The sequence below is a fragment of the Rhizobium sp. BK181 genome (assembly GCF_014193305.1).
In the GTDB taxonomy this organism is placed as follows: Bacteria; Pseudomonadota; Alphaproteobacteria; order Rhizobiales; family Rhizobiaceae; genus Rhizobium.
Genome location: NZ_JACHZA010000022.1, coordinates 60,747 through 82,705, shown reverse-complemented (window position 1 = coordinate 82,705; position 21,959 = coordinate 60,747). Strand labels below are relative to the sequence as shown.

General features: G+C 61.1%; 19 protein-coding genes and 1 pseudogene. 13 read left to right on the top strand and 7 right to left on the bottom strand.

Annotation, left to right across the window (positions count from 1 at the left end; translation table 11 throughout):
• Nucleotides 1-102: 102 nt before the first annotated feature.
• From FHT77_RS27985 to FHT77_RS27970, 4 genes are all read left to right on the top strand, one after another.
• A complete protein-coding gene (locus tag FHT77_RS27985; RefSeq protein ID WP_183758478.1) occupies nucleotides 103-534 on the top strand; it encodes an acyl-CoA thioesterase in 432 nt (143 codons plus the stop codon).
• Nucleotides 512-907, top strand: a complete 396-nt coding sequence (locus FHT77_RS27980; protein WP_183758476.1) for a RidA family protein — start codon at nucleotides 512-514, stop codon at nucleotides 905-907. Before FHT77_RS27985 ends, FHT77_RS27980 begins: the two co-directional genes overlap by 23 nt.
• Before the next feature lie 7 nt (nucleotides 908-914).
• Nucleotides 915-2,888 carry a 3-hydroxyacyl-CoA dehydrogenase NAD-binding domain-containing protein gene (locus FHT77_RS27975; protein WP_183758474.1) on the top strand — a complete coding sequence of 658 codons (1,974 nt, stop codon included), beginning with the start codon at nucleotides 915-917 and terminating at the stop codon, nucleotides 2,886-2,888.
• Between the two features lie 170 nt (nucleotides 2,889-3,058).
• Complete coding sequence (locus FHT77_RS27970; RefSeq protein ID WP_183758473.1) at nucleotides 3,059-3,283, top strand: antitoxin MazE family protein; 225 nt, start codon at nucleotides 3,059-3,061, stop codon at nucleotides 3,281-3,283.
• 20 nt (nucleotides 3,284-3,303) lie between these two features.
• Here FHT77_RS27970 and FHT77_RS27965 read toward each other — a convergent pair whose 3' ends face one another.
• Nucleotides 3,304-3,531 carry a hypothetical protein gene (locus FHT77_RS27965; protein WP_183758471.1) on the bottom strand — a complete coding sequence of 76 codons (228 nt, stop codon included), beginning with the start codon at nucleotides 3,529-3,531 and terminating at the stop codon, nucleotides 3,304-3,306.
• 54 nt (nucleotides 3,532-3,585) lie between these two features.
• Complete coding sequence (locus FHT77_RS27960; RefSeq protein ID WP_183758469.1) at nucleotides 3,586-3,978, bottom strand: DUF983 domain-containing protein; 393 nt, start codon at nucleotides 3,976-3,978, stop codon at nucleotides 3,586-3,588.
• Nucleotides 3,979-4,321: 343 nt separating this feature from the next.
• Between FHT77_RS27960 and FHT77_RS27955 the strand changes: the two genes are divergently transcribed.
• Nucleotides 4,322-5,698 carry a PLP-dependent aminotransferase family protein gene (locus FHT77_RS27955; protein ID WP_183758467.1) on the top strand — a complete coding sequence of 459 codons (1,377 nt, stop codon included), beginning with the start codon at nucleotides 4,322-4,324 and terminating at the stop codon, nucleotides 5,696-5,698.
• Nucleotides 5,699-6,435: 737 nt separating this feature from the next.
• The gene (locus FHT77_RS27950) at nucleotides 6,436-6,645 is read left to right on the top strand and encodes a cold-shock protein (protein WP_028827775.1); all 210 of its coding nucleotides are present in this window, start codon (nucleotides 6,436-6,438) and stop codon (nucleotides 6,643-6,645) included.
• Between the two features lie 345 nt (nucleotides 6,646-6,990).
• Here the strand turns inward: FHT77_RS27950 and FHT77_RS27945 are convergent, their stop codons facing one another.
• The 4 genes from FHT77_RS27945 to FHT77_RS27930 form a co-directional block, all read right to left on the bottom strand.
• Nucleotides 6,991-8,298: an NtaA/DmoA family FMN-dependent monooxygenase gene (locus tag FHT77_RS27945; protein ID WP_183758465.1), complete on the bottom strand. Its 1,308-nt coding sequence runs from the start codon at nucleotides 8,296-8,298 to the stop codon at nucleotides 6,991-6,993.
• Complete coding sequence (locus tag FHT77_RS27940; protein ID WP_183758463.1) at nucleotides 8,295-9,548, bottom strand: acyl-CoA dehydrogenase family protein; 1,254 nt, start codon at nucleotides 9,546-9,548, stop codon at nucleotides 8,295-8,297. Before FHT77_RS27940 ends, FHT77_RS27945 begins: the two co-directional genes overlap by 4 nt.
• Nucleotides 9,549-9,635: 87 nt before the next feature.
• Nucleotides 9,636-10,724 carry a rhodanese-like domain-containing protein gene (locus FHT77_RS27935; RefSeq protein ID WP_183758462.1) on the bottom strand — a complete coding sequence of 363 codons (1,089 nt, stop codon included), beginning with the start codon at nucleotides 10,722-10,724 and terminating at the stop codon, nucleotides 9,636-9,638.
• 17 nt (nucleotides 10,725-10,741) lie between these two features.
• A complete protein-coding gene (locus FHT77_RS27930; protein WP_183758460.1) occupies nucleotides 10,742-12,340 on the bottom strand; it encodes an ABC transporter substrate-binding protein in 1,599 nt (532 codons plus the stop codon).
• Between the two features lie 351 nt (nucleotides 12,341-12,691).
• Between FHT77_RS27930 and FHT77_RS27925 the strand changes: the two genes are divergently transcribed.
• The 6 genes and pseudogenes from FHT77_RS27925 to FHT77_RS27900 all read left to right on the top strand — a co-directional run bounded on the left by FHT77_RS27925 (nucleotide 12,692) and on the right by FHT77_RS27900 (nucleotide 19,019).
• Nucleotides 12,692-13,870, top strand: coding sequence for an acyl-CoA dehydrogenase family protein (locus FHT77_RS27925; RefSeq protein WP_183758458.1), 1,179 nt, complete (start codon nucleotides 12,692-12,694; stop codon nucleotides 13,868-13,870).
• 11 nt (nucleotides 13,871-13,881) lie between these two features.
• Nucleotides 13,882-15,240 carry an LLM class flavin-dependent oxidoreductase gene (locus tag FHT77_RS27920; RefSeq protein WP_183758456.1) on the top strand — a complete coding sequence of 453 codons (1,359 nt, stop codon included), beginning with the start codon at nucleotides 13,882-13,884 and terminating at the stop codon, nucleotides 15,238-15,240.
• An 11-nt stretch (nucleotides 15,241-15,251) separates the two neighbouring features.
• Nucleotides 15,252-15,593, top strand: coding sequence for a DUF3088 domain-containing protein (locus FHT77_RS27915; RefSeq protein WP_183758454.1), 342 nt, complete (start codon nucleotides 15,252-15,254; stop codon nucleotides 15,591-15,593).
• 13 nt (nucleotides 15,594-15,606) lie between these two features.
• Complete coding sequence (locus FHT77_RS27910) at nucleotides 15,607-16,827, top strand: acyl-CoA dehydrogenase family protein (protein WP_183758452.1); 1,221 nt, start codon at nucleotides 15,607-15,609, stop codon at nucleotides 16,825-16,827.
• Nucleotides 16,824-18,149: an LLM class flavin-dependent oxidoreductase gene (locus tag FHT77_RS27905; RefSeq protein WP_183758451.1), complete on the top strand. Its 1,326-nt coding sequence runs from the start codon at nucleotides 16,824-16,826 to the stop codon at nucleotides 18,147-18,149. Before FHT77_RS27910 ends, FHT77_RS27905 begins: the two co-directional genes overlap by 4 nt.
• Nucleotides 18,150-18,171: 22 nt before the next feature.
• Nucleotides 18,172-19,019 (top strand): annotated as a pseudogene (locus FHT77_RS27900) (NADPH-dependent oxidoreductase).
• Nucleotides 19,020-19,043: 24 nt separating this feature from the next.
• On the opposite strand, the gene FHT77_RS27895 reads toward FHT77_RS27900, so the two are convergent.
• Nucleotides 19,044-20,054: a LysR substrate-binding domain-containing protein gene (locus tag FHT77_RS27895; RefSeq protein ID WP_183758449.1), complete on the bottom strand. Its 1,011-nt coding sequence runs from the start codon at nucleotides 20,052-20,054 to the stop codon at nucleotides 19,044-19,046.
• A 286-nt stretch (nucleotides 20,055-20,340) separates the two neighbouring features.
• On the opposite strand from FHT77_RS27895, the gene FHT77_RS27890 reads away from it, so the two are divergent.
• Nucleotides 20,341-21,957: an ABC transporter substrate-binding protein gene (locus tag FHT77_RS27890; RefSeq protein WP_183758447.1), complete on the top strand. Its 1,617-nt coding sequence runs from the start codon at nucleotides 20,341-20,343 to the stop codon at nucleotides 21,955-21,957.
• The last annotated feature ends 2 nt before the right edge of the window (nucleotides 21,958-21,959 follow it).

Here is a 21,959-nt window from a genome sequence, read left to right as displayed (position 1 = left end):
CCTCGAGGTGGTCAACACCTATGAGGGGACACATGACGTCCACGCGCTGATCCTCGGCCGCGCCGTCACCGGCATTGCCGCATTCGCGAATTGAGGCACGCCGTGGGGTTTCGAACGACAAGACCGCTGCGCTTCGGAGACTGCGATCCCTCGGGGATTGCCTATTTCCCATCTTACCTCAACCTGCTCGTCGGTGTTCTGGAGGACTACTTCGCCTCGCTCGGTTTTCCCTGGAAAACATTAATCGAGGACCGCAGGATCGGCGTTCCCACCGTGCGGCTGGATGTGACGTTCTCAAGACCCGGCTTCCAGGGCGATCAACTCGAATTCGAAATTGCGGTTTTCAAAATCGGCAGTACCTCGCTCGATCTGGAACATAGGATATCGGCAAACGGTAAGGTGCTTTGGACCGCACGACAGCGCGTCGTTGCCACGTCGCTCGACACCCACCAATCACTCGCATGGCCTTCCGACGTCCGCGCCGCGTTGACACATCATCTGGAGACAACTGATGCACACGATCCTGCAGCCTGAAGGCTGGGCGAAGCCAATAGGATACGCCAACGGAATGGCAGCAAAGGGCCGCATGGTTTTCGTCGGCGGGCAGATCGGCTGGAACGAGCGCTGCGAGTTTGAAACCGACGACTTCGTCGAACAGGTGCGCCAGACCCTGAAGAACGTCCTGGCCGTGCTCGCAGAGGGCGGCGCCGAACCACGACATATCACGTCGATGACCTGGTACTTCACCGATAAGGCGGAGTACCTCGGCAATCTGAAAGGTATCGGTCAGGCCTATCGCGAAACGATCGGCAGGCATTTCCCAGCCATGGCTGCGTTGCAGGTCGTGGCCCTGGTGGAAGATCGCGCCAAGATCGAAATCCAAGCAACCGCGGTCATTCCTGAATAGGTGGATCATGGGCGACCTGTGCTTTTCCAAAACCGTCTCCGGCAAGATCGCCGATCGCGTGCTGGTCGTCACCATCGACAATCCGCCCGTCAACGCAACATCTCTCAGCGTCCGCGCCGGCCTTGGTGCTGCACTGGACCATGCCGCGGCGCTGGATGCCGTGCGCGGCATCGTCATTACCGGGGCCGGCAAAACCTTTGTCGGCGGCGCCGACATCAAGGAATTCGACAAGCCGGCCGAAGCGCCTTTCCTGCCCGATGTCTATCTGCGCATCGAGCAGTTTTCCAAGCCGGCAGTGGCGGCGGTCAACGGCGCAGCACTCGGGGGCGGATGTGAGCTGGCTCTTGCCTGCCATGGCCGCGTTGCCGCGCCCGCGGCAAGCTTCGGCCTGCCCGAAGTCAAGCTCGGCATTGTCCCGGGTGCCGGCGGCACGCAACGCCTGCCGCGGCTCGTCGGCATAGCCGCGGCTGCCGAGATGATCGGAACCGGTCGTGCCCTGAAGGCCGACGAAGCGCTTCGCATCGGCTTGATCGACCGCATCACGACAGAGGGTCTGGTTGCAGAAGCGTGCGTGCTTGTTGCCTCCATGGCGGGCGGCGAGCTTCGCAGATCCGGCGCGATTGCTGTAAAGCCGGTCAGCGATGCCGAGATTGACGCCGTCGGCGCGAAAATTCTTGCCAGGGCGCGCGGCCAAGCCGCGCCGGTCGAAGCCCTGCGGCTCGTGAAGGCCGCCGTGACGCTTCCATTCACGGATGGCCTTGCCGAAGAACGCAGGACATTCCTTCGCCTCAGGGAATCTCAAGAGGCGGCAGCGCTGCGCTACGTCTTCTTTGCCGAGCGGGCAGCCGGGAAAGTCGAGGGACAGGAAAAGACGACGCCGCGAAACACACGATGCGTCGGCGTGGTCGGCACCGGACTGATGGGCTCCGGTATCGCCGTCTCGGCGCTGAACGCGGGCTTCCAGGTCATAGGCGTCGAGCAGAGCGAGGAAGGCGCCACGAAGGGGTATGGGCGCATAGCGGGAATTCTTGAGAAGGCGGTACAGTCCGGTCGTCTCGATCCCGCAGGCCGGGACGAGCAGCTCCTTAAGCTCACAGTCGCTTCGGACCTCGGTGCGCTTCACGATGCTGATCTCGTCATCGAAGCTGTTTTCGACGACTTCGACGTCAAGGCCGGGCTGTTCCGCCGCCTCGACGACGTCGTCAGGGCGGATGCGATCCTTGCCACGAACACGAGCTATCTCGATCCTGACACCATTGCCGCTGCGACGCGCCATCCCGAGCGTGTCGTCGGCCTGCATTTCTTCTCGCCCGCAAACATCATGCGACTGGTCGAAGTCGTGAATTGCGCCCGTACCGAGACCGAGGTCCTTGCTACGGCGATGGCCTTCGCCAAGCGCCTCGGCAAGCTGCCGATTGTCTGCCGCGTGACCGAAGGCTTTATCGGCAACCGGGTCTTTTCTGCCTACCGGCGCGAGGCTGAATTCATGGTTGAAGAGGGCGCCCTGCCGCACGAGGTAGACCAGGCGATGGAAGCCTTCGGGTTTCCGATGGGTCTCTTTGCCGTCTGCGACATGGCTGGGCTGGAGATCGCCTGGGCGCGCCGCAAACGTCAGGCGTCGATGCGCGATCCGAATGCTCGTTACGTCGAGATTGCCGACCGCCTTTGCGAGGCCGGGCGCTTCGGACAGAAGAGCGGCCGCGGCTGGTATGCCTATCCCGAGGCAAGGCGGACAGTCGATCCGGACGTCACCGCCCTTGTCGTGGCAGAGCGGAAGCGCAAGGGGATCAAGCCTCGTTCGTTCACCGCGAACGAGATTGTGACAAGGGTTCTGAAGGCGATGGCCGACGAGGGCCGCGCTCTTCTATCGGAGGGTATCGCGACACGCGCAAGCGACGTCGATCTCGTGATGATCAACGGATACGGTTTTCCCGCCCATAGGGGCGGTCCGATGTTTGCGGCTGATAAAGCGGAGACGTGACCGGCGTAATCCGCCACCGCGCCTGCATGCTGTGGCAAGTGCGGCTCTATCACGTAGTGGGTAGGACACAGGTGAGATCGTTGCGCAGGGAAGCCAATCCGTGAACCGCATGGACATGACGAATCTCTGACCTTACATCGTTACATGTAACAAGCCGCAGGGGGATGGTCGTGGCAACCCCGGTCAATGAACGAGTCCAAAAGCGCCGCCGGGCCCTCATGGAAGCAGGGCTGCGTCCGGTACAAATATGGGTTCCCGATACCCGTCGCCCCGGTTTCGCCGCCGAATGCCATCGCCGATCGGTTCAGACAGCTCTTTCCGATGCTGGCGACCAGGAATTGCAATATTTCCTTGATGCCGCACTCTCCGACTCAAGCTCCGGAGATGAATCGTGAGGCGTGGCGACATTATGCCATCATGGAAAGCTCAAGTCCAAACCGACCATCCTGCTAAGAACGAACGTGAAGAGCCCGACGCATAGGAGCGATAGCACGAAGACTGCGGCCATCTTGCCGCCCGCGCGTAGCACCGCGCCTCTCTCTCCATTCTTCCCTTGATCGTAATGCCACTTGATGGCGAAGTACATGCCCGTTCCTAACACGAGAAGCTTGAACGGAAGGAAGACGGTAATGAACCAATCCATTTTGAACATTCCCAGGGTATTAGTTGACACTATCTACTCGTGAGGACCACTACCTCACGACTTTGGTCGAACGTAGTCGCGGTCGATCTTTCCCTCTTCCGCCTTGAAGAAGAACTGACTGTTGATGAGCCAGCCCTTCAGCGGCCGGAGAGGCAAAAGACAAGCCAGAAGCACCAGTGGGAGGGACGTGAAGAGATGCACCCACATCGAAGGGGAATAGGCGACCTCTATCCAGCACGCCACCGCCACTGCCGGTACGCATGTGAAGCAGATTACGAAAAACGCCGGGCCATCTGCCGGATCGGCGAAGGAGTAGTCGAGGCCACAAACTTCGCATTTGGGCTTAACAGTCAGAAAGCCGTCGAAAAGGTGCCCTTGTCCACATTGCGGGCATAACCCACGCAGTCCCGTTTGTATGGGCGGCAATGGAGGCCATTCAGTGGTCATTGCGTTATCTTTCCAAGATTGATTGAATACATTGATACATACAATTATCCAATCAAATTCTCCATTTTACAAATTGTCGCAGAGTCTGTTCCGGCCAGGCCCAGGTAGTCGTTGCTGCACCACACCGTAACGCGACGTGCGTGGTGAGGACCATGCCAGAGCAGGAATTCTCAGTGTCGCTCAATGAACGTGCGATAGCGGCCATCCAGCTTCATGCTATGATGGCTTCGAATTTAGGGTTGCTGCTCATTCTAGGCCCCAATTTCCTTGACAACCGGCGTGGTTTGATATCCATATATTATACATATAAGGCTTGAATTGAATGCAGATCTGTGGAAAGTCGATGACTGCGACATCCTGGACACCTCAGCTCGGTACCCGTGAGGGGCCAATCTATTTGTCGATCGCGGATGCTTTGGCTGCGGACATCGCGAGTGGTCGGTTGGCCGAAGGGGTGAGACTTCCAACGCAGCGCAAACTCGCTGACGACCTCGGGATCGACTTCACCACAGTCAGCCGAGCCTACTCGGAGGTCCGCAGCCGTGGCCTGATCGAAGGCAAGGTGGGTCAAGGGACATACGTGCGATCGAAACGTGGCGCGCGACCATCACTGCAGCCCTCGGGCGTCGTCGACATGAGCATGAACCTGCCGCCGAGGTTTCTCGATCCCGTCCTGGAACAGAGAATGTGGGATGGCGCAAAAAAGCTTCAGGAACAGGGCTTGGACCTCCTGCTACGGTACCAGGAACCAGGCGGCATCATGGAGGATCGTATCGTCGCCGCGTCTTGGCTTTCAAGGCGGCTTCCGGGGATATCGGCTGATCGAGTGGTAGTCGCGTCAGGCGCGCAAGGAGCCCTTCACGCCATTCTCAGCGCGATGACAGAGCCCGGCGATGTCGTCTGTGCGGAAGAACTCACCTACCCTGGCTTCCGCTCGATCGCATCTCATCTCAGGCTCAAATTGGCTCCGATTGCAATGGACGATCAGGGGCTTGTTCCGGACGCTTTTGCGCGAGCATGCAGGGAGGCGAAGCCGAAAGCGCTCTATTGCATGCCAACGCTTCACAATCCGACGACACGGACATTGTCCGTTCAGAGGAGGCACGATCTCGTCAATGTTGCGCGGACATATGGCGTGCCAATTATCGAGGACGACGCGTATAGTGGCCTTGTTTCGGCCCCGCCACCGCCGCTTGCGGCGCTGCTGCCCGAAGCGGTTTATCATGTGGCCAGCTTATCCAAATGCCTGTCGCCCGCCCTTCGGGTCGCATATGTCGCCGTACCGGAGGGTCGTACACATCGCGTGGCCAACGCGATCCGGGCGTCAGCGTCAATTGTGTCGCCCCTCACGAGTGCTCTAGCGTCACGGTGGATAGAGACGGGAGTAGCGGATGCTGTCAGAGGCGAAATAGTCAAGGAGACGGGAAAGCGCCTGGACGCCGTCAAGGCGATCCTTCCGTTCGATGTTGAAACCTCTCCAGGGGGCTTCCACGTGTGGCTAAAGGTTCCTGAACCGTGGACGCGAGGTGAACTGGTTTCCAGATTGCGTTCGATAGGGATCGGTATCGTCACCAGCGACGCTTTTGCAATTGCGTCTGCGCCCGAAGCCATACGACTTGCGCTTGGCGCTCCGGTGGACCTGGAGGAACTTACACGCGCTCTCCGGGTTCTGGCAGACCTCCTAGCTCAGCAGCCGGCGATCTCCACAATGGTAGTCTGACCTTTCATCAGGCAAGTTGCATTGCTCGATGTGCCCGGGCCTGCTCAATGCGACCTTGCGGGGACAATGATGGGCAGAGGCTGGTCGTCCCGCATCGTATGTATCGAGGCTCCGCCGCCGCCCATTCCATGAGCCGTCACTTTACCCCTATCCTACGCGCGCGCTCGACCGCTCCGGAGTTCGATCTGAAGCTCGCCGCGAAACGATTTCCGGCAAGCCTTTTCGTTTAGAACTATGCGATCGGCTGCCTGTCGAAGTTCTGATTGGTTGCGGGTTCAGGTAATCAGATTCAACCCGGCGAAAGGCTCATCAGGCGCCCTTCCGACCATGCAGTTCAATGTATTGCTGATCAAGCGTATGGCCATCCTGTGAAATGGCCTGCCGGGACGACAGCCCGGTGAATTCCCTCACCTTCTACGCACAGTCCGTGCGAAGCCGTACAATGCTGTTCGGCTCAAGGTTCAAGTCCTCTATATCTTTGCATCAGCGAGGGTCATCTCGCCAGAAAGGACACCCGCAGCCCGCACCAAATTCAGGAGCCGTTGGTTTTGATCTGTGGTTCCTAGCGTGACGCGTTGGTCGGCTTTCGTTGTGAGCGTTACACAGCACCGTCGTCACCAGAACGGCCGAATTGCTCGTCCATTCACCACATTGAATAGAGGCGAGGATATTTCCAGTTGCAGACATCGAATCTGGACGGCATGTTAGTGACCGAACAGTGCTCCTGGGAGAACAAAATGGCCACTGGTACCGTAAAGTTTTTCAACGCAGACAAGGGTTTCGGCTTCATCTCACCCAGTACGGGAGGCAGCGATATCTTTATTCACATTTCGGCTCTCCAAGCCTCCGGCATCCAGTCGCTGCAGGAAGGCCAGAAGGTCTCGTTCGACACAGAGCCGGATCGCCGTGGCAAGGGACCAAAGGCTATCAACATTCAGCTGATGTAGTCACCGGTTCCGAGCGGATATCCACTCGGCTTCCCGGACCTAGCGATCTCTCCATCATCGCTGTCTGCATTGCTGCTCGGCTGATGGAATTGTGTTTGAAACTTGGGAAGCGTCGACGGGACCGACATCGATGGCGCGCCAGCCATCCTGAGAATTTTATCCGAGAGACTCGAAAGCGAAGCTTTCGGCAAGGCGCGAAATCGACCGCTCGATTGTCGCCTGCGCCTCGCCCATGGCATCGGTCTGCAATTGAGCGCAAGTGCGCAGCAGGAAAAGCGTTCGGGTAAGCGGCGGGTTTATGATCCGTCGACGGCTTCCCCCTGGCGAAAGCACGCCATGCAAACGTCATGTCGGATAGGAGAGCCCATACCGGTCGCGTATCGTTCGTCCCTCGTACTGACGGGGATAGACGTTTCGGTCCTGAAGGATCGGGATGACCGTGTCCACAAACTCGATGATATCATCGGGCGCCCTCGGCGGTTGCAGCGTGTAGCCGTCCACCGTGCCGTCCTCCCACAGGTCGATCATTTCCTCGGCCACCTGTTCCGCCGTGCCGATGAGGAGCCGGTGATGTCCCTCGGAACGGCGCACGGCCTGACGCGCAGTCAGTCTTTCATGCTGTAGCAGGTCGGCAAGCCCAAGTCCCATCCCAACGGCCTGTTGCCTGTTTTGATCAGGCAAGAAGCGTTCATAGTCAAGGACGGCGTCCGGGTCGAAACGGTCGCGGTCCAATCCATGCTCGCGCACGAAACGTTCGAGCAGCCCATCTTCCGATCCCGTCCCACTGTAGAGTTCATGCTTGCGCAAGGCTTCCTTAAGGCTTTCCCCCAAGATAACCACGAGGCCGGGGACGATGCGAATGCCGGCTGGATCCCTGCCGAGCGAAACGGCCCTGTTGCGCACCTTGTCGCCGAACGCCCTGCCCGCGGGTTTCGACAGGATGTTGCAGTAGATGATCTCGCCGTGCCGTGCCGCAAGATCGATGCCGCCATCGGACGCACCTGCCTGGGCGATGACCGGATGGCCCTGGGGACCACGCGGGACGTTGAGCGGACCACGCACCTGGAAAAAGGCGTCCTCATGATCGATCGGAACGGCACTCGTGCTGTCCCAGAAGCGATCGGATCCAACCTCGCTCTCACGCCTTGGATCCCAGCTCGCCCACAGCTTCTTTGCCACATCGAGAAATTCGACAGCGCGGGCATAGCGCTCTTTGCGCGGTGGAAGCGCTGCACTGCCGAAGTTGGCGGCGACATTGGGATTGAACGACGAGACAATATTGACGATCAGCCGCCCTCCCGAAACGATATCGAGCGACTGGGCGCGCCGTGCGAAATTATAGGGTGAATTATAGGTGGACGAGACCGTCACGACAAACCCAATATCGGGCACCTGCGCTGCCAGCGCCGTGCACAGGATCAGCGGGTCGATCGTATGAAAGGGTCGCCCCAGCGGTTCTGTCATCAGCGCCGGGTGGTCGGAAAAGAACACGGCATCGAAGCGCCCCTTGTGGGCAATCTCTGCCAGGCGCCGATAGTAGGCCGGATCATTGATATCGTGCCAGTCACCGCTGCGGTATTTCCATGCATTGGCGAGATAGCCGGTGGAATTCAGTCCGACGTTAAGGTTCATGCGACGTTGTTGAATGCTCATGCGCCTGCCCGTTCCGTCTGCTCTTGCCTTGCGACACCCACGCCTGCCTGCGGACCCGGGATCGTGCCGTTGACCGCGTAATCGCCGACGATGCGATCGTGGTAGATGCGCGGATTGTGGGACGCGATCGTGCGCGCATTGCGCCAATGGCGGTCAAGACCATGGCCGCGCTTGGCCGCGGACGCTCCCAAGGCGTCGAACAGCACCGTGCTGGCGTCAAGGATCAGCGAAGTGACGACGGTGACGGACTGGCTGACCTCAAGTTCTGCATTGCGACCAGCCACCGCGATCTGATCCTGATCGCCGCTCTGATTAGCCTCGTAGGCGCGCTGCAGGGCGCCTGCTGCCTGAAGCACGATTGCTCCGGCGCTGTAGGCCGCACCCCTGACCTTCCCCACCACCTGCTGGATCTGCGGGTCTTCGGCCGGTCGGGGCGCATTGCCCCGGTTATAAATCCTCTTCCTCGCCGCCACATGCCGCGCAAGGTCGTTCGCCGCGGCGCGGCCGATGCCCGCAAGCGACGCCAGATGGACCAGTTGGAAGAACCCGCCGGAATAGCTAAACCGGACCGCGCTTGGCTTGATCAGCTCGTCGGCGATCTCGACATCCCTAAAGCGCGCCGTGCCGCTGGCTGTCAGCGACTGGCCGAAGCCATCCCAGTCGTCGATAATCTCCACGCCTGGTGCCGAGGTCGGCACCAGCGCGCCGATCGGCTGCCCGTCCCCATCGATCGCGCCGAGCGTGATCCAGTCCGCATAAAGCGAGCCAGTGGTATAGAACTTTTCGCCATCGAGCCGCCAGCTTGCGCCATTGCGGACCAGACGGGTCGAATAACTGCCGAGCGGCGTATCGCCAAGCTCCGAGAACCCGCTTCCAACCGTCTCGCCCTGCCCGAGCCTTTTTAGCCAACTGTCGCGCCAGGCACTGTCAGCTGCGTTCAGAAGATCCTCGGTGAAACCAAAGTGACTGCGGTAGGCGTTGGTGAGGTTTGGGTCGGCCGCCGCAAGCTCGATGATGAGGCCGAAGAGTTCGGGCAAGGTTAGGCCAAAGCCCCCATGGACGGCCGGCAAACGCAATCGCGAAAAGCCCGCGGTTTTCAGCCACTCATAGGCATCAAAGGGTAATTCATGAGCGAGGTCGCGGTCGATCGCACGCTCGCCGATACGGGCGAAAACGGGCCTGAGACTCGCCGCCAGGCGCTCGAAGCGCTCGCTCGGCGGTGCGCCCCAGGCCCCGTTGATATCTGTCATGGCGTTTTTTCCTGTTACAGGCCCAATACCGCCGGCTAACGGCGGCGATTAGGCCCGGTTCTCATTTCAGCCAAGGCTCGGCCTGCCTTAAGCGGCTGCCCGCTCCTCTGCCCCGAAATCGTGAAGCAGGATTGCGATCTCGAAACCGCGGCGGGCGAGCCAGTGGGCGACGATGCGGGCGCGCGAACCCAGGAGATCGTCGACCAGGACGACGCGGGCGCCACGAACGGCAATCGTCCGATAGGATACGCCGAGCAGCTGCCCGCCCTCCGAGGAGATCGAGCCCGGAAGATTCGAGCGCGCAAACTCGTCCGGCGTGCGAACGTCCAGGAGGTAGGTTGTGCGCACCGGATCGGCCTTCCACGTCTCGGCCGTCTTCCGATCGACGAACGTCAGACCGTCCTTCGCTGAAAGGCTCTTTCCATACTCGCTTGCAAACCGGCGCGCTGTTTCTGTCGCCTCGTGGTAGGTTGCGGTACGCCCTGTCTCCAGATCGAGGCCCGCGTCGGTCCAGCCGCGCGTCCCGTCATCGAGATAGGCAACGGCATTTTCGACGCCGGCATCAATAAGGGTCTGGGCCCCGAGAATAGCGCGCGGCAGGCCGGCGCAGGAAACCACGACCTTCGTCTCCGTCGAGGGGACGAGGTCCTTGAAATGCAGCAGTAGTTCGGCCCCGGGCACGCCGACGGCGCCCGGCACATGCGCCTTTTCATATTCGCCGAGCGTGCGTGTATCGAGGACGATGACGTCCTGACCCTGATCGCGCAATGCCTTCAGCTCGACGGCAGAGACCACGGGCGTCCCTCTCTCGTCGCGAACCTTCGTGACGAAGGCAACGCCCGGAATATCGAAGGTCGGAAGCTTGTCCTCGCCTTCCTCCACCCAGGCGGGAATGCCGCCTTCCAGAACATGGATGTTCGTCCAGCCGGTTTGCCGCAATCGGGTGACAGCCGCTTCGGCCGTGCCATCGCCACCATCGACCAGAACCGTGCGGACCACACGACGCGGCACGAAGCGGTCGAGTTCGGCGTCCAGGCGTTCGGCAGGCAGGTTTGTCGCAAACAGCGGCGATGCGTAGCCGACCTCTTCGGTTGGCCGGATATCAAGCACCGCCAGTTCCAGCCCATCGCCCAGCCAATCAGTCAATCTGGCCTTGTCTATCGAATATCCCGTCATGTTTTCTGCTCCTGATATCAAGCGTTCGGATCGAGCCACAGGTCGCCGAAGCTCCAGTTCAGCCCCTGCGATCCCGTCACGTAGTTCTTCACCCTCCTGTTGGCGACGATCTGGGCGCCGGCGGCGACGAGGTCGACGGACGCCACCTCGTCATGGATCAGATGCTGGAACTTGCTCCAGACCTCCCAGCGCTTCTTCTCATCAGGCTCGATGGCGGCCGCCTCGAGCAGCGCATCCGCCTTGGCGTTCGCGTAGTGGCTTGCATTCGAGAACGGCAGGCCGATCTTGAAATTCTTGCTCCAGTAGGCGCGCTGAATGCCGAGCGACGGATCGAAGGTGTTGGAGAGCGACTCCACTACCAAGTCGAAAGCCCGGTCGGTGTAGACGGTCTTCAGGAAGGTCGGCAGGTCGTATTTCTTGATCTCGATTCCAACGCCGATCTTTTCCAGCTGGTTTTTCAGCACATCGGCGTAGCCTTGCGGCAGGTAGGAATTATAGGTCAACCTGAGATCAAAGCGCTTGCCATCCGCCTTGCGCGGATAGCCCGCTTCATCGAGCAGCTTTTCGGCTGCGGCCGTATCGTAGGGATGGGCCACGACGCTCTTATCGTACCACTGCGGCAAGGCCGTGCTGACAGGGCTGGGCGACACCTGCGCATAACCATAGAGCGCGACGTCGACGATCTCCTGCAGGTTGATCGCCTGGGCGATGGCAAGCCGGACCTCGCGCTTGGCAAACAGCCGATTGTCGTAGTTGAAGAACAATTGCTGCTGCGGGCCGGAATAGGCGTAGGTGGTCGTGTCGACGATGAGATTGGGGACCTGCTTCAGCCGCTCGAGATCGGCAAGCGGCACCGGATTGTCGCCGATGTCGGCTTCACCGGTCTCCAGGGCCGCGGACCGGGCGGCCGGATCGGTGACGACGCGTAGGATGATGCGGTCGAGATAGGGCTTGCCCGCGTCCCAATAGTCCGGATTGCGTTCGAAGATCAGGTGGCTGCCCGCAACCCATTCCGTCAGCTTGAAGGGACCTGTCCCTATCGCTGTTTGCAGCGTCTGCCCGTCACCAGGCGCCAGCTTCTCGAAGATGTGCTTCGGCACGATCGGCGACTCCGAGCTCGACTGCGCCGAGAGCAGGAACGGAGCCGGCTTCGACAACACGATAACCGCGGTCAGCGGATCCGGCGTCTCCACCGCCACCACGTTCTGATAGGTGATGCGACCGCGCGGATGCGCCTCCTTCAGCCGGAAGATCGAGAAGGCGACGTCATCGGAGGTGAAGTCCTTGCCGTCGTGCCACTTCACGCCCTTACGCAGCTTGAACGTGTAGCGAAGATTGTCGTCGGAAACAGACCACTCCGTCGCCAGCAGCGGCTGCGGCTTGACGTCGAGGTCGAAGGTGAGCAGGCCCTCAACGATCTTCGGGCCGATCGCCTGGCCGGTGCCCGACGATGTGTTGATGGCAAAGAGAGCATTGCCGGGATCCACCCGGTAGAGCCAGTTCAAGGTGCCGCCCGTCGCCGGTGCAGCGCCTTGTCCAAATGAGATCGACGGGAGCAAGGTGCTAGCGCTTGCAAGCAACATCAGCTGGTTGAAACTGCGACGGTTGATGGACACGCGAAGAGCTCCTCTCGGGTTGGATTGTGGTCCGCTGAGGGGAAGCTTCAGTGCTGCGCCTCGAAAGCCGAAGTGAAAGTTTCTTCTCGTCCGGGAAAGAATAATTGCCTCCGGACGATTGTTCGACGTCGGCGTAACACAGAGGAAAAGCTGCTCAATTTCCGCGATTTGACAGGATGGTGTTTTCGCCGATGAGCACCGCGACGAAACGCAGAAATCGAGCGCACCGGTAAAAGAATTTCTTTCCGTGAAATCAAACAGATATTTCTGGACTTGAACGGCCGGCCAGCCAACCGTTGACGGGAAATAGGCGGGCACACGCCCGTCCTACCGTCATTTCCGGGAGGCAAAATGCCGTTCGAAACAGATGCTGACGACACGCTTCTGGCAAAGGCGAGCGAACTGCGCCAGGCGTTTCATCTCGATGCCGTCGAGAGAGACAAACAGGGCGGCAGGCCAGTCGACCAGATCAGGCTCCTGAAAGAAAGCGGCCTGCCTTCGGCGCAGATCGCCAGGAAGTACGGCGGCCAGGGCGCCTCATGGCCAACGATCCTGCGCATCGTCAGGGAGTTTGCGAAAACCGACGGATCGCTCGCCCATCTCTTCGGCTATCACCACCTGCCGCTCAACCTCATCCTGTTTCGCGGCTCGGCCGCGCAGAAAGAGAAATGGCTGACTGGCTCGGCGGCCGGCAACTGGATCTGGAGCAATTCCGGAAACGCGTTATCGAAAACATCGAGCGGCGAACGGACGGCGACCGGCTGGATCATCAACGGCAGTCGCCCGTTCTCCTCGGGCACGCATGTCGCCGATTACATCCAGGTTTCCTGGGAGAATGGCGATGGCGCCCGACTGACCGCCGCCGTTCCCGCCGACCGCGACGGCATTGTCATTGTGAACGACTGGGACGGCATCGGCCAGCGGCAGACCGGCAGCGGCACGGTCCGCTTCGTGGATCTTGAGGTTCAAGACGACGAGCTGATCAGCTCGCCCGAGGTGCCGTTGACACCCTATTCCTCGCTCACATCGCTCCTTCAGCAAAGCGTCCTGCTCAACGTCTTCGTCGGCAGCGCACAGGGCATACTGGAGGAGGGCCGCAGCTATACGACGACGAGTTCGCGGCCATGGGTCTATTCCGGCGTCGAGCGGCACACCGACGACCCCTGGATCAAGCGCCAATACGGCGACCTCTATATCCGCACTCTTGCGGCAACGGAGCTGGCCGACAAGGCCGCGCGCAGCCTCGATGCTGCGTACGCCGCAGGGCCTTCGCTGACCGCCGCGGGCCGTGGCGCGGCCGCGATCGATATCGCGACGGCGAACGTCTATGCCGGCGAGGTCGGGCTTGCCGTCTCCAGCGAGGTCTTCGAGGTCATGGGCGCCCGCTCGGCGACCAATGCCAATGGCTTCGACCGCTTCTGGCGCAATGTCAGGACCCACACACTCCACAATCCCGCCGAGTACAAGAAACGCACCGTCGGCACCTGGCTGCTGACAGGCGAATTTCCCGTGCCGGCTATCTATCGCTGAAAGGAACCGCAATGGCGAAACGCAAGGACAAGATCAAGCTCGGCGCATTTCTGCTCTTCACCGGGCATCACGTCGCCGCATGGCGTCATCCAAAGGCTTCCGTCGGCACCGAGTTCGAGAACTACCTGGAATTGGCCAAGCTCGCCGAAGCGGCGAAGTTCGACACGATCTTTTTCGCGGATGGCGTCGCCGCGCGCATCAAGGATGTCGAGGCCGCAAGCCGCAAGGCTCATAGCGGTGTTTATCCCTTCGAGCCCATCACCCTGCTCTCCGCGCTGTCTTCCGTCACCCGCAATATCGGGCTGATCGCCACCGCCTCCACCAGCTACTCCGACCCCTATAATCTCGCCCGGCAGTTCGGCTCGCTCGACCGGCTGAGCGGCGGTCGAGCCGGCTGGAACCTGGTGACCTCCGCCGACCCCGACGCCGCCTTCAATTTCGGCCATGAGACGCAGATCCTCCATTCTGACCGCTACGAACGGGCGGAGGAATTCGCCGACGTCGTGCTAGGCCTATGGGACAGCTGGGAAGACGATGCTTTCCTGCGGGATCGCGAAAGCGGCCGCTATTTCGACCCGGCCAAGCTGCATCGTCTCGATCACAGTGGAAAGCATTTCAAGGTCCGCGGCCCGCTCAACATTCCGCGCTCGCCACAGGGGCGACCGGTTGTCGTCCAGGCCGGCGCCTCCGAGCCCGGCAAGGAGCTTGCCGCCCGCACGGCGGAAGCCGTCTTTGCCGCCCAGATCACCCTGGAGGAAGCAACGAGCTTCTACGCCGACGTCAAGGGACGGTTAGCGAAATACGGTCGCTCGCACGACGACCTGAAGATCCTGCCCGGCATTTTCCCGGTCGTCGGCCGCACACAATCGGAGGCGCAGGAGAAGTTCGAATCCCTTCAGGAACTCATCCAGCCGGAGGTCGGATTGAATCTGATTTCCCAGCTCTCGGGCGTCGACCTCCGGGATTATCCGCTCGATGGACCGGTGCCCGAAAATCCGCCTGCGACAAATGCCGGCAAGAGCCGGCAGGCACTGGTTCTGGATCTTGCCCGGCGTGAGAGCCTGACGATCCGCCAGCTCTACCTTCGCATCGCCGGTGCGCGCGGCCACTGGCAGGTCGTGGGCACGCCGACGGAGATTGCCGATACGCTGGAAGAGCGCTTCGAAAACTATGGAGCTGACGGCTTCAACATCATGGCGCCGATCATGCCGGGCGGGCTCTCTGATTTCATCGAGCTTGTGGTGCCGGAACTGCGACGGCGCGGTCTCTTCCGCCACGAGTATGAGGGTACGACACTGCGCGAAAACCTTGGCCTGAAGCGCCCCGAAAACCGCCATACCGTCAATCACGGCGCAGTCGCGGCCGAGTAGGGGGAAAAGACATGAGCCGCGATACGCTTTTTCTCATCGCCCCCGGTTTCTCGGACCCGAAGCACCCTGGGCAGACGTTCGTCTGCCCCCATTGCAATGCGATCGAGGGGGTACTTTCGAGCTTTCCCGAGCTTGCTTCCCGCATCGAGGTGCACAGAGTTCCCTTCCCTCGCCCGCGCACACAGGTGATCGAGGCGGTTGGTGAGGAAAACCAGTCCTTGCCGGTGCTGGTCCTCGCATCCAACCCGCCGCCCGATGCTGCGGACTGGAAAGGCAAGCGCTTCGTTTCCAAGACCAGCCGCATTCTCGAACTGCTTTCAGAGCGGCATGGCTTTCCGCGACTTCACGACTGACGGAGATAAGACGATGACCGTAAAGCCCTCAGGCTTCGAACCAGCCCTGCTGCCTCCCGTCCTCTTCGAGCCGGACCAGACCGATCCCTATCTCGCCAAGGCGGTCGAGCTCAGGAACATCTTCGCTGTCGATGCCGTCGAGCGGGATCAACAGGGCGGGCGGCCGACAGAGCAGGTCCGGCTTCTCAAGGACAGCGGTCTCGTCAATCTGCTCATTCCCACGGAATTCGGTGGTGAGGGACAGCCCTATTCGACCGCTCTGCGCATCGTGCGTGAGTTCGCCAAGGTCGACGGGTCGCTTGGCCACCTTTTCGGCTACCACTTCAGCCCCATCCAGAATGCCCTGACGGGGGGTAGTGACGAACGATCGGCCGCGATCCTGCGGCAATCGGCCAAGGGTCGGTGGTTCTGGGGCAACACCACGAACAGCTTCTCCAAAAGCCTCTTCGGCAAGAGGATAGAAGGTGGCGTCCTCCTGAACGGCTATCGGCCGTTCGCCTCCGGCTCGCACGTCGCCGATTATCTGATGGTCGCATGGGAAGACGAGGAAACGAACGCGCGCAGCTTCGCCTATATTCCCGCCAATCGCGACGGCATAACGATCGCCGACGATTGGGATGGCATCGGACAACGGCAGACCGGCAGCGGCCGTGTCTTCTACAAGGATGTCACCGTGAAGGATGAGGAGATCTTGTCGGAACGCCCCAGGGATCCGGCTGCCCTTCTCATTCCGCAGCAACAGCAGAGCGTTCTCCTCAACGTCTTCATCGGCAGCGCGCAAGGCGCCCTGATCGCAGCACGGGATTATACGATCACGAAATCTCGGCCGTGGATCTACTCCGGTGTCGAACGCCATTCGGACGACCCGTGGATCAAGCGACAGTACGGTGAACTCTGGACCAAGGTGCAGGCCACTACCGCACTGGCTGACAGAGCCGCGGTCGCCATCGATACGGCCTATGCCAAAGGCCCGGCGCTGACGGCCGAGGAGCGCGGCGCCACCGCGATTGCGGTTGCTTCCGCCAATGTGCTCGCGGGCAAGGTCGCGCTCGAGGTCACCAGCGAAATATTTGAGGTGATGGGTGCTCGTTCCGCCGTCCGGCCGTACGGCTTCGATCGCTTCTGGCGCAACGTCCGTATCCACACTCTTCACAATCCGGCAGAATATAAGACCCGCAATGTCGGCTCCTGGTTCCTGACCGGCGACTATCCCGAGCCGGGGATATTCCAATGAGCCGACGGCAGCTTCATCTCAACATCAATATCCTGCACTCGGGGTTCTCCCCAGCGGCCTGGCGCATGGAAGGCAGCGACCCGCGCGCCTCCTTCGACATCAACCACTACATCAAGGTCGCTGACATCGCGGAACGGGGCACATTCGATGCCGTCTTCCTGGCCGACCAGGCGGCCATATCGGACCGCATCGACTTTCGCCCGCTCACCTCGCTGGAACCGACCATCGTGCTTGCAATTGTCGCGGCCAGCACGGAACGGATCGGGCTGATCGGCACGGCCTCCACCACTTACAACGAACCCTACAACATCGCCCGGCGCTTCGCGACGCTCGATCATGCCAGCGGCGGACGCGCCGGCTGGAACATCGTCACCAGCGCGGATCTGGCGCAAAGCAGGAACTTCGGCCTTGAAAAGCCAGTAGCCCATGCCAGCCGCTATGAGCGGGCCAGCGAGTTTGCCTCCGTGGTCAAGGCGCTATGGGACAGCTGGGAGGAAGAGGCCTTTGTCGGTGACGTCGCGACCGGACGTTTCGTCGATCCCGGTCGTGTCCACCCCATCGCTCACAGCGGCAAGCACTTCTCCGTGCATGGGCCGCACAATATTCCGCGCCCACCACAGGGGCACCCGGTTCTCGTGCAGGCGGGCGGATCAGACGACGGGCGTGAACTCGCCGCCGCACATGCCGAAGCGGTATTCTCCGCCTCGCAATCCTTCGAAGAGTCGCTGGATTACGCCAGGGATCTGCGCCGTCGCGCCGTTCGTTTCGGTCGCTCGGAAAACAGCATCCTCGTGCTCGCGGGCCTCGCCACCATCATCGGCAGCACGGAAGCGGAAGCAAGGCGCAGACAGGAGGAACTGCGCGACCTCATTCCGCTTGAATACAGCCTTGCCCGACTGGCCGGTGTCCTGCAGGTCAATCAGAAGAAGCTCGAACTCGACAAGCCCTTGCCTGAGGACATTCCGCTGCCGGCTGACGGCGGGCACACGTTCTTCCACGCCACGCTGGCGCTCGCGCGGCGGCAGGGATTGACCGTTCGGGGCCTGATCCGCGCGCTCAACGGCGGCACCGGGCATCGCACGATTGTCGGCACGCCTGCCGCGATCGCCGACGATATAGAGACATGGTTCACCGCCGGTGCGGCCGATGGTTTCAACCTCATGCCCGATGTGCTGCCGCACGGGCTTGAAGTCTTCGTTGATGAGGTGGTTCCGATCCTGCGTCGCCGCGGTCTGTTCAGGCACGAATACGCCGGCCGCACATTGCGTGATCACCTTGGTCTCACGCGGCCACACAACCCCTACGCCAGCGCGGCAGAATAGCGACCCGGAAAAGGACAGTCCCATGACACCTTCCCTTGCAGCAAAGCCAACCGGCTCCGACCGGCTGGCAGCGCTATCAGCCGAACGCTATCGCCAGGTGCAGCACCTCGGCAGCGACTGGAATGAACGGTCGACGCCCTGCTCTCCCACCGCAGCGTGCGCAGCTATCTGCCGGATCCGATTCCACACACCACGGTCGAAATTGCCGTTGCTGCCGCGCAGTCGGCTCCCAGCTCCTCCAACCTGCAGGCATGGAGCGTCGTCGCCGTCGAGGACCCCGAGCGCCGTAGCCGCCTGAACGCCGTTGCAGGCAACCAGCGCCAGATCGCCCAGGCACCTCTCCTGCTCGTCTGGCTCGCCGATCTTGCCCGGCCCCGCGCGATCGCTGCGGACGGCGGCTCGGCGGGAGAAGGTCTCGACTACATCGAGAGCTTTTTGCTTGGCGTGATCGATGCGGCACTTGCGGCGCAGAATGCGGTCGTTGCCTTTGAATCGCTGGGGCTCGGGACCTGCTACATCGGCGCGATCCGCAACGATCCGGAAAGGGTCGCCCGGGAACTCGCCTTGCCGGATGGTGTCTTCCCGGTCTTCGGCCTTACTGTGGGGTTTCCCGATCCGGCACAACCCGCCGGCGTGAAGCCGCGCCTACCTCAGTCGACGGTCCTGCATCGCGAGCAATATTCGGATCGCGCCCGGACGCGGGATCTTGCGGGCTACAAAAAGGCACTGAGGAGCTTCCAGACGGAGCAGGCGATGCCGGCGATCGACTGGACCAATCAGGTCCGGAACCGCATCGGCACGGTCGAGGCCTTGAAGGGGCGGCACGTACTTGCGGCGGCGGCGCGCAGGCTGGGCTTCCGGCTCAAGTAGAGCGGCAGGGCCTGGAAGAACAACTTATTCTGCGGCCATCATGTCTGCCGCAGGTCGGATACGGCGCGCGATGATCTCATCCATCGTCTGCAGGGCGCGCGCTTCCGCGAGCAGCCACTCGCGAAACAGATCGACGCGCATCAATCGCGCCGTATGCGCCGTGGTGGCGAAGAAATAGGACGAACTGACGGGCTGCGGCACGCCAAAGGGGCAGACCAGCCGCCCGGAGCGGATCTCTGCTTCCGCCAGCCTGATCTTGCCGAGCCCCAGCCCCTGCCCTGCCAGCGCTGCATCGAGGACAAGAGAGGACTGGTTCAGGCGGAACCCACCCTGCGACGGCAGGTAGGAGAGCCCGGCTGCGCGCAACCACCCACCCCAATCCGGGCAGGATTGATCATGCTCTGCCCCATCCTCGTGCAGCAGCGGCACGTCTTCGATGGCCTCCGGCTTGCCCCACAGCCCATGCGTATCCGCAAACTCCGGGCTGCAGACCGGCAGTATGGCCTCGGAAAAGAGATGATCGACAACGAGCCCCGGATATGGACCGCGACCGTAGCGGATCACGCAATCGGCGTCGCCGGCATCCAGGTTCGTCAACTGGGTCGACGCATCGACCAGAACCTGCAGCCCGGGAGCAGCCCGCCGCAGCGCATCGAGGCGCGGGATGAGCCACTTGCTGGCAAACGACGGGGCGACCGAAACGCGGATCGGCTGTTCATGATCGCTCTGCACGAACTGAGCCATAGCGGCCAGAACAGCATCGAAGGCCCCGGTCAGTCCGGGCACCAATGCCAACCCGGCCGGCGTCAGATGCAACTGGCCACGCACACGGTTGAAAAGCGGCTGACCAAGGTAATCCTCCAGCAGGCGTATCTGTTGGCCCACCGCTGCCGAGGTCACATGCAGCTCTTCGGCGGCGCGAACGAAATTCAGGTGTCGGGCCGTCGCGACGAAGGCCCGCAACGATGTCAGCGGCGGCAGCCGCGCAAGCGTCGGCTGAATTGCTTTTCTGCGGGAGTCGGCAAACGTGCTCATGAGAGGATTGCACCACAAACCTGCCCTTCAAGACGAGAACCGGCATTCCTTCCCGCCCTGCCGACGGGACATTTTCTTGCGCGGCGAGCCTCAATCGGAGATGCAAAAACTATTCTCTATATTTTTAGTGGACTACCGTAATTCAACCTTCTCCTTGACGCTCTGCCGCGAAGTTTTCCTTTTCCGGACAGGCAGAAAAACATTCTTCCTGTTTTGCACGGCCCTGCCCGATGATGCCTGCAACGACGCTTCGATAGAGGCGTCCATCGCAATTCAGGGGGTATCCATGGACATCAGCAGACGCCAGCTCAACAAACTTCTCGCCGCGACCGGCCTTACCGCATTCCTGCCGCTCAAGGCGTTCGCCGAGACTTCCGCACCGACAAAGGGTGGCACCTTGAACTTCATCGTGGAGCCGGAACCGCCGACGATCCTCACCCTCGCCCATACGGCTGGCGGCACGCAGAAGGTGAGCCCCAAGATCACCGAAGGTCTCTTGACCTACGACTTCGATCTGACACCAAAGCCGCAGCTTGCCACCGAGTGGTCAGTCAGCGACGACGGGTTGAACTACACTTTCAAACTCCGTCCAAACGTCAAGTGGCATGACGGCAAGCCCTTCACATCGGACGACGTTGCCTATTCCATCGAGCTTCTAAAGCAAGTCCACCCGCGTGGCCGCGGCACCTTCGCCAATGTCACCAAGGTCGAAACGCCCGATCCGCTGACCGCCGTGATCCGGCTTTCCAAACCCGCCCCCTACCTGCTGAGCGCTCTCTACGGGGCCGAGTCCCCGATCGTGCCCAAGCACGTCTATGACGGCGTAAAGATTGCCGACGTGCCCACCAATCCGAATGGCAGTGCCCCGATCGGCACGGGACCATTCGTCTTCAAGGAGTGGGTGCGCGGATCGCATATCATCCTCGAGCGCAATCCCGATTACTGGGACGCCGGCAAACCCTATCTCGACCAGGTTATCGTACGCTTCGTACCCGATGGGGCCGCCCGCGCCGCCGGCTTCGAAACCGGCGAATTCGATATCGGCGGCGACAATCCCATCCCGCTGAGCGATCTCGAACGTGTGAAGGCATTGCCGAACATTGCCGTCGATTCACGCGGCTACGAGACCAAGGGCGACCAGACGCAGCTGATCTTCAATCTCGACAACGAGTATCTGAAGAATGTCAGCGTTCGCCGCGCCATCGCCCACGCCATCGACCTCGACGTTATCCTGAACACCGTCTGGTACGGCTACGGCCATGTTTCGCCGACCCCGATCAGCACCTTCCTGCCGCGCTATCTCGACACCTCGATCAAGCCTTATGCTTTCGATCTGAAAGCCGCTGAACAGCTGCTCGACGAGGCCGGCTACAAGCGCGGCGCGGACGGCGTCCGCTTCAACCTGCGACTGACCCACAACTCCTACAATGAAGGCTTCAAGCGGGTCGCCGAATATCTGAAGCAGAACCTGACGCGTATCGGCATCAACGCAACGATCGATTCCTACGACTTCTCCACCTACATCAAGAAGGTCTACACCGACCGCGCCTTCGACGTGACCGCCGAATATCTGGGCAACCAGTTCGATCCGACGCTCGGCGTGCAGCGCATCTACTGGTCGAAGAACTTCAAGCTCGGCCTGCCCTTCTCGAACGCCAGCCACTACAATAACCCGGAGGTGGACAAGCTGCTCGAAGCCGCATCCGTCGAGGTCGACGATGCAAAACGCAAGCAGCAATTCTTCGCCTTCCAGAAGATCGTTGCCGACGAAGTGCCAGTAGTGAACCTGATTTCACTGGAGAACGTCACGGTGTTCAACAAGCGGGTCAAAAACCACACCATCGGGGCCGAGGGTGTGCAGTCCAACTTTGCTGATGTCTACATCAAGGACGGCGAAGGCTGAGG

Excerpts from the sequence above, each read along its gene's own strand:
- FHT77_RS27980 (WP_183758476.1), top strand. The coding sequence starts at position 512 with ATGCACACGATCCTGCAGCCTGAAGGCTGGGCGAAGCCAATAGGATAC.
- FHT77_RS27975 (WP_183758474.1), top strand. The coding sequence starts at position 915 with ATGGGCGACCTGTGCTTTTCCAAAACCGTCTCCGGCAAGATCGCCGAT.
- FHT77_RS27965 (WP_183758471.1), bottom strand. The coding sequence starts at position 3,531 with ATGGATTGGTTCATTACCGTCTTCCTTCCGTTCAAGCTTCTCGTGTTA.
- FHT77_RS27960 (WP_183758469.1), bottom strand. The coding sequence starts at position 3,978 with ATGACCACTGAATGGCCTCCATTGCCGCCCATACAAACGGGACTGCGT.
- FHT77_RS27955 (WP_183758467.1), top strand. The coding sequence starts at position 4,322 with ATGACTGCGACATCCTGGACACCTCAGCTCGGTACCCGTGAGGGGCCA.
- FHT77_RS27950 (WP_028827775.1), top strand. The coding sequence starts at position 6,436 with ATGGCCACTGGTACCGTAAAGTTTTTCAACGCAGACAAGGGTTTCGGC.
- FHT77_RS27945 (WP_183758465.1), bottom strand. The coding sequence starts at position 8,298 with ATGAGCATTCAACAACGTCGCATGAACCTTAACGTCGGACTGAATTCC.
- FHT77_RS27940 (WP_183758463.1), bottom strand. The coding sequence starts at position 9,548 with ATGACAGATATCAACGGGGCCTGGGGCGCACCGCCGAGCGAGCGCTTC.
- FHT77_RS27935 (WP_183758462.1), bottom strand. The coding sequence starts at position 10,724 with ATGACGGGATATTCGATAGACAAGGCCAGATTGACTGATTGGCTGGGC.
- FHT77_RS27925 (WP_183758458.1), top strand. The coding sequence starts at position 12,692 with ATGCCGTTCGAAACAGATGCTGACGACACGCTTCTGGCAAAGGCGAGC.
- FHT77_RS27920 (WP_183758456.1), top strand. The coding sequence starts at position 13,882 with ATGGCGAAACGCAAGGACAAGATCAAGCTCGGCGCATTTCTGCTCTTC.
- FHT77_RS27915 (WP_183758454.1), top strand. The coding sequence starts at position 15,252 with ATGAGCCGCGATACGCTTTTTCTCATCGCCCCCGGTTTCTCGGACCCG.
- FHT77_RS27910 (WP_183758452.1), top strand. The coding sequence starts at position 15,607 with ATGACCGTAAAGCCCTCAGGCTTCGAACCAGCCCTGCTGCCTCCCGTC.
- FHT77_RS27905 (WP_183758451.1), top strand. The coding sequence starts at position 16,824 with ATGAGCCGACGGCAGCTTCATCTCAACATCAATATCCTGCACTCGGGG.
- FHT77_RS27895 (WP_183758449.1), bottom strand. The coding sequence starts at position 20,054 with ATGAGCACGTTTGCCGACTCCCGCAGAAAAGCAATTCAGCCGACGCTT.
- FHT77_RS27890 (WP_183758447.1), top strand. The coding sequence starts at position 20,341 with ATGGACATCAGCAGACGCCAGCTCAACAAACTTCTCGCCGCGACCGGC.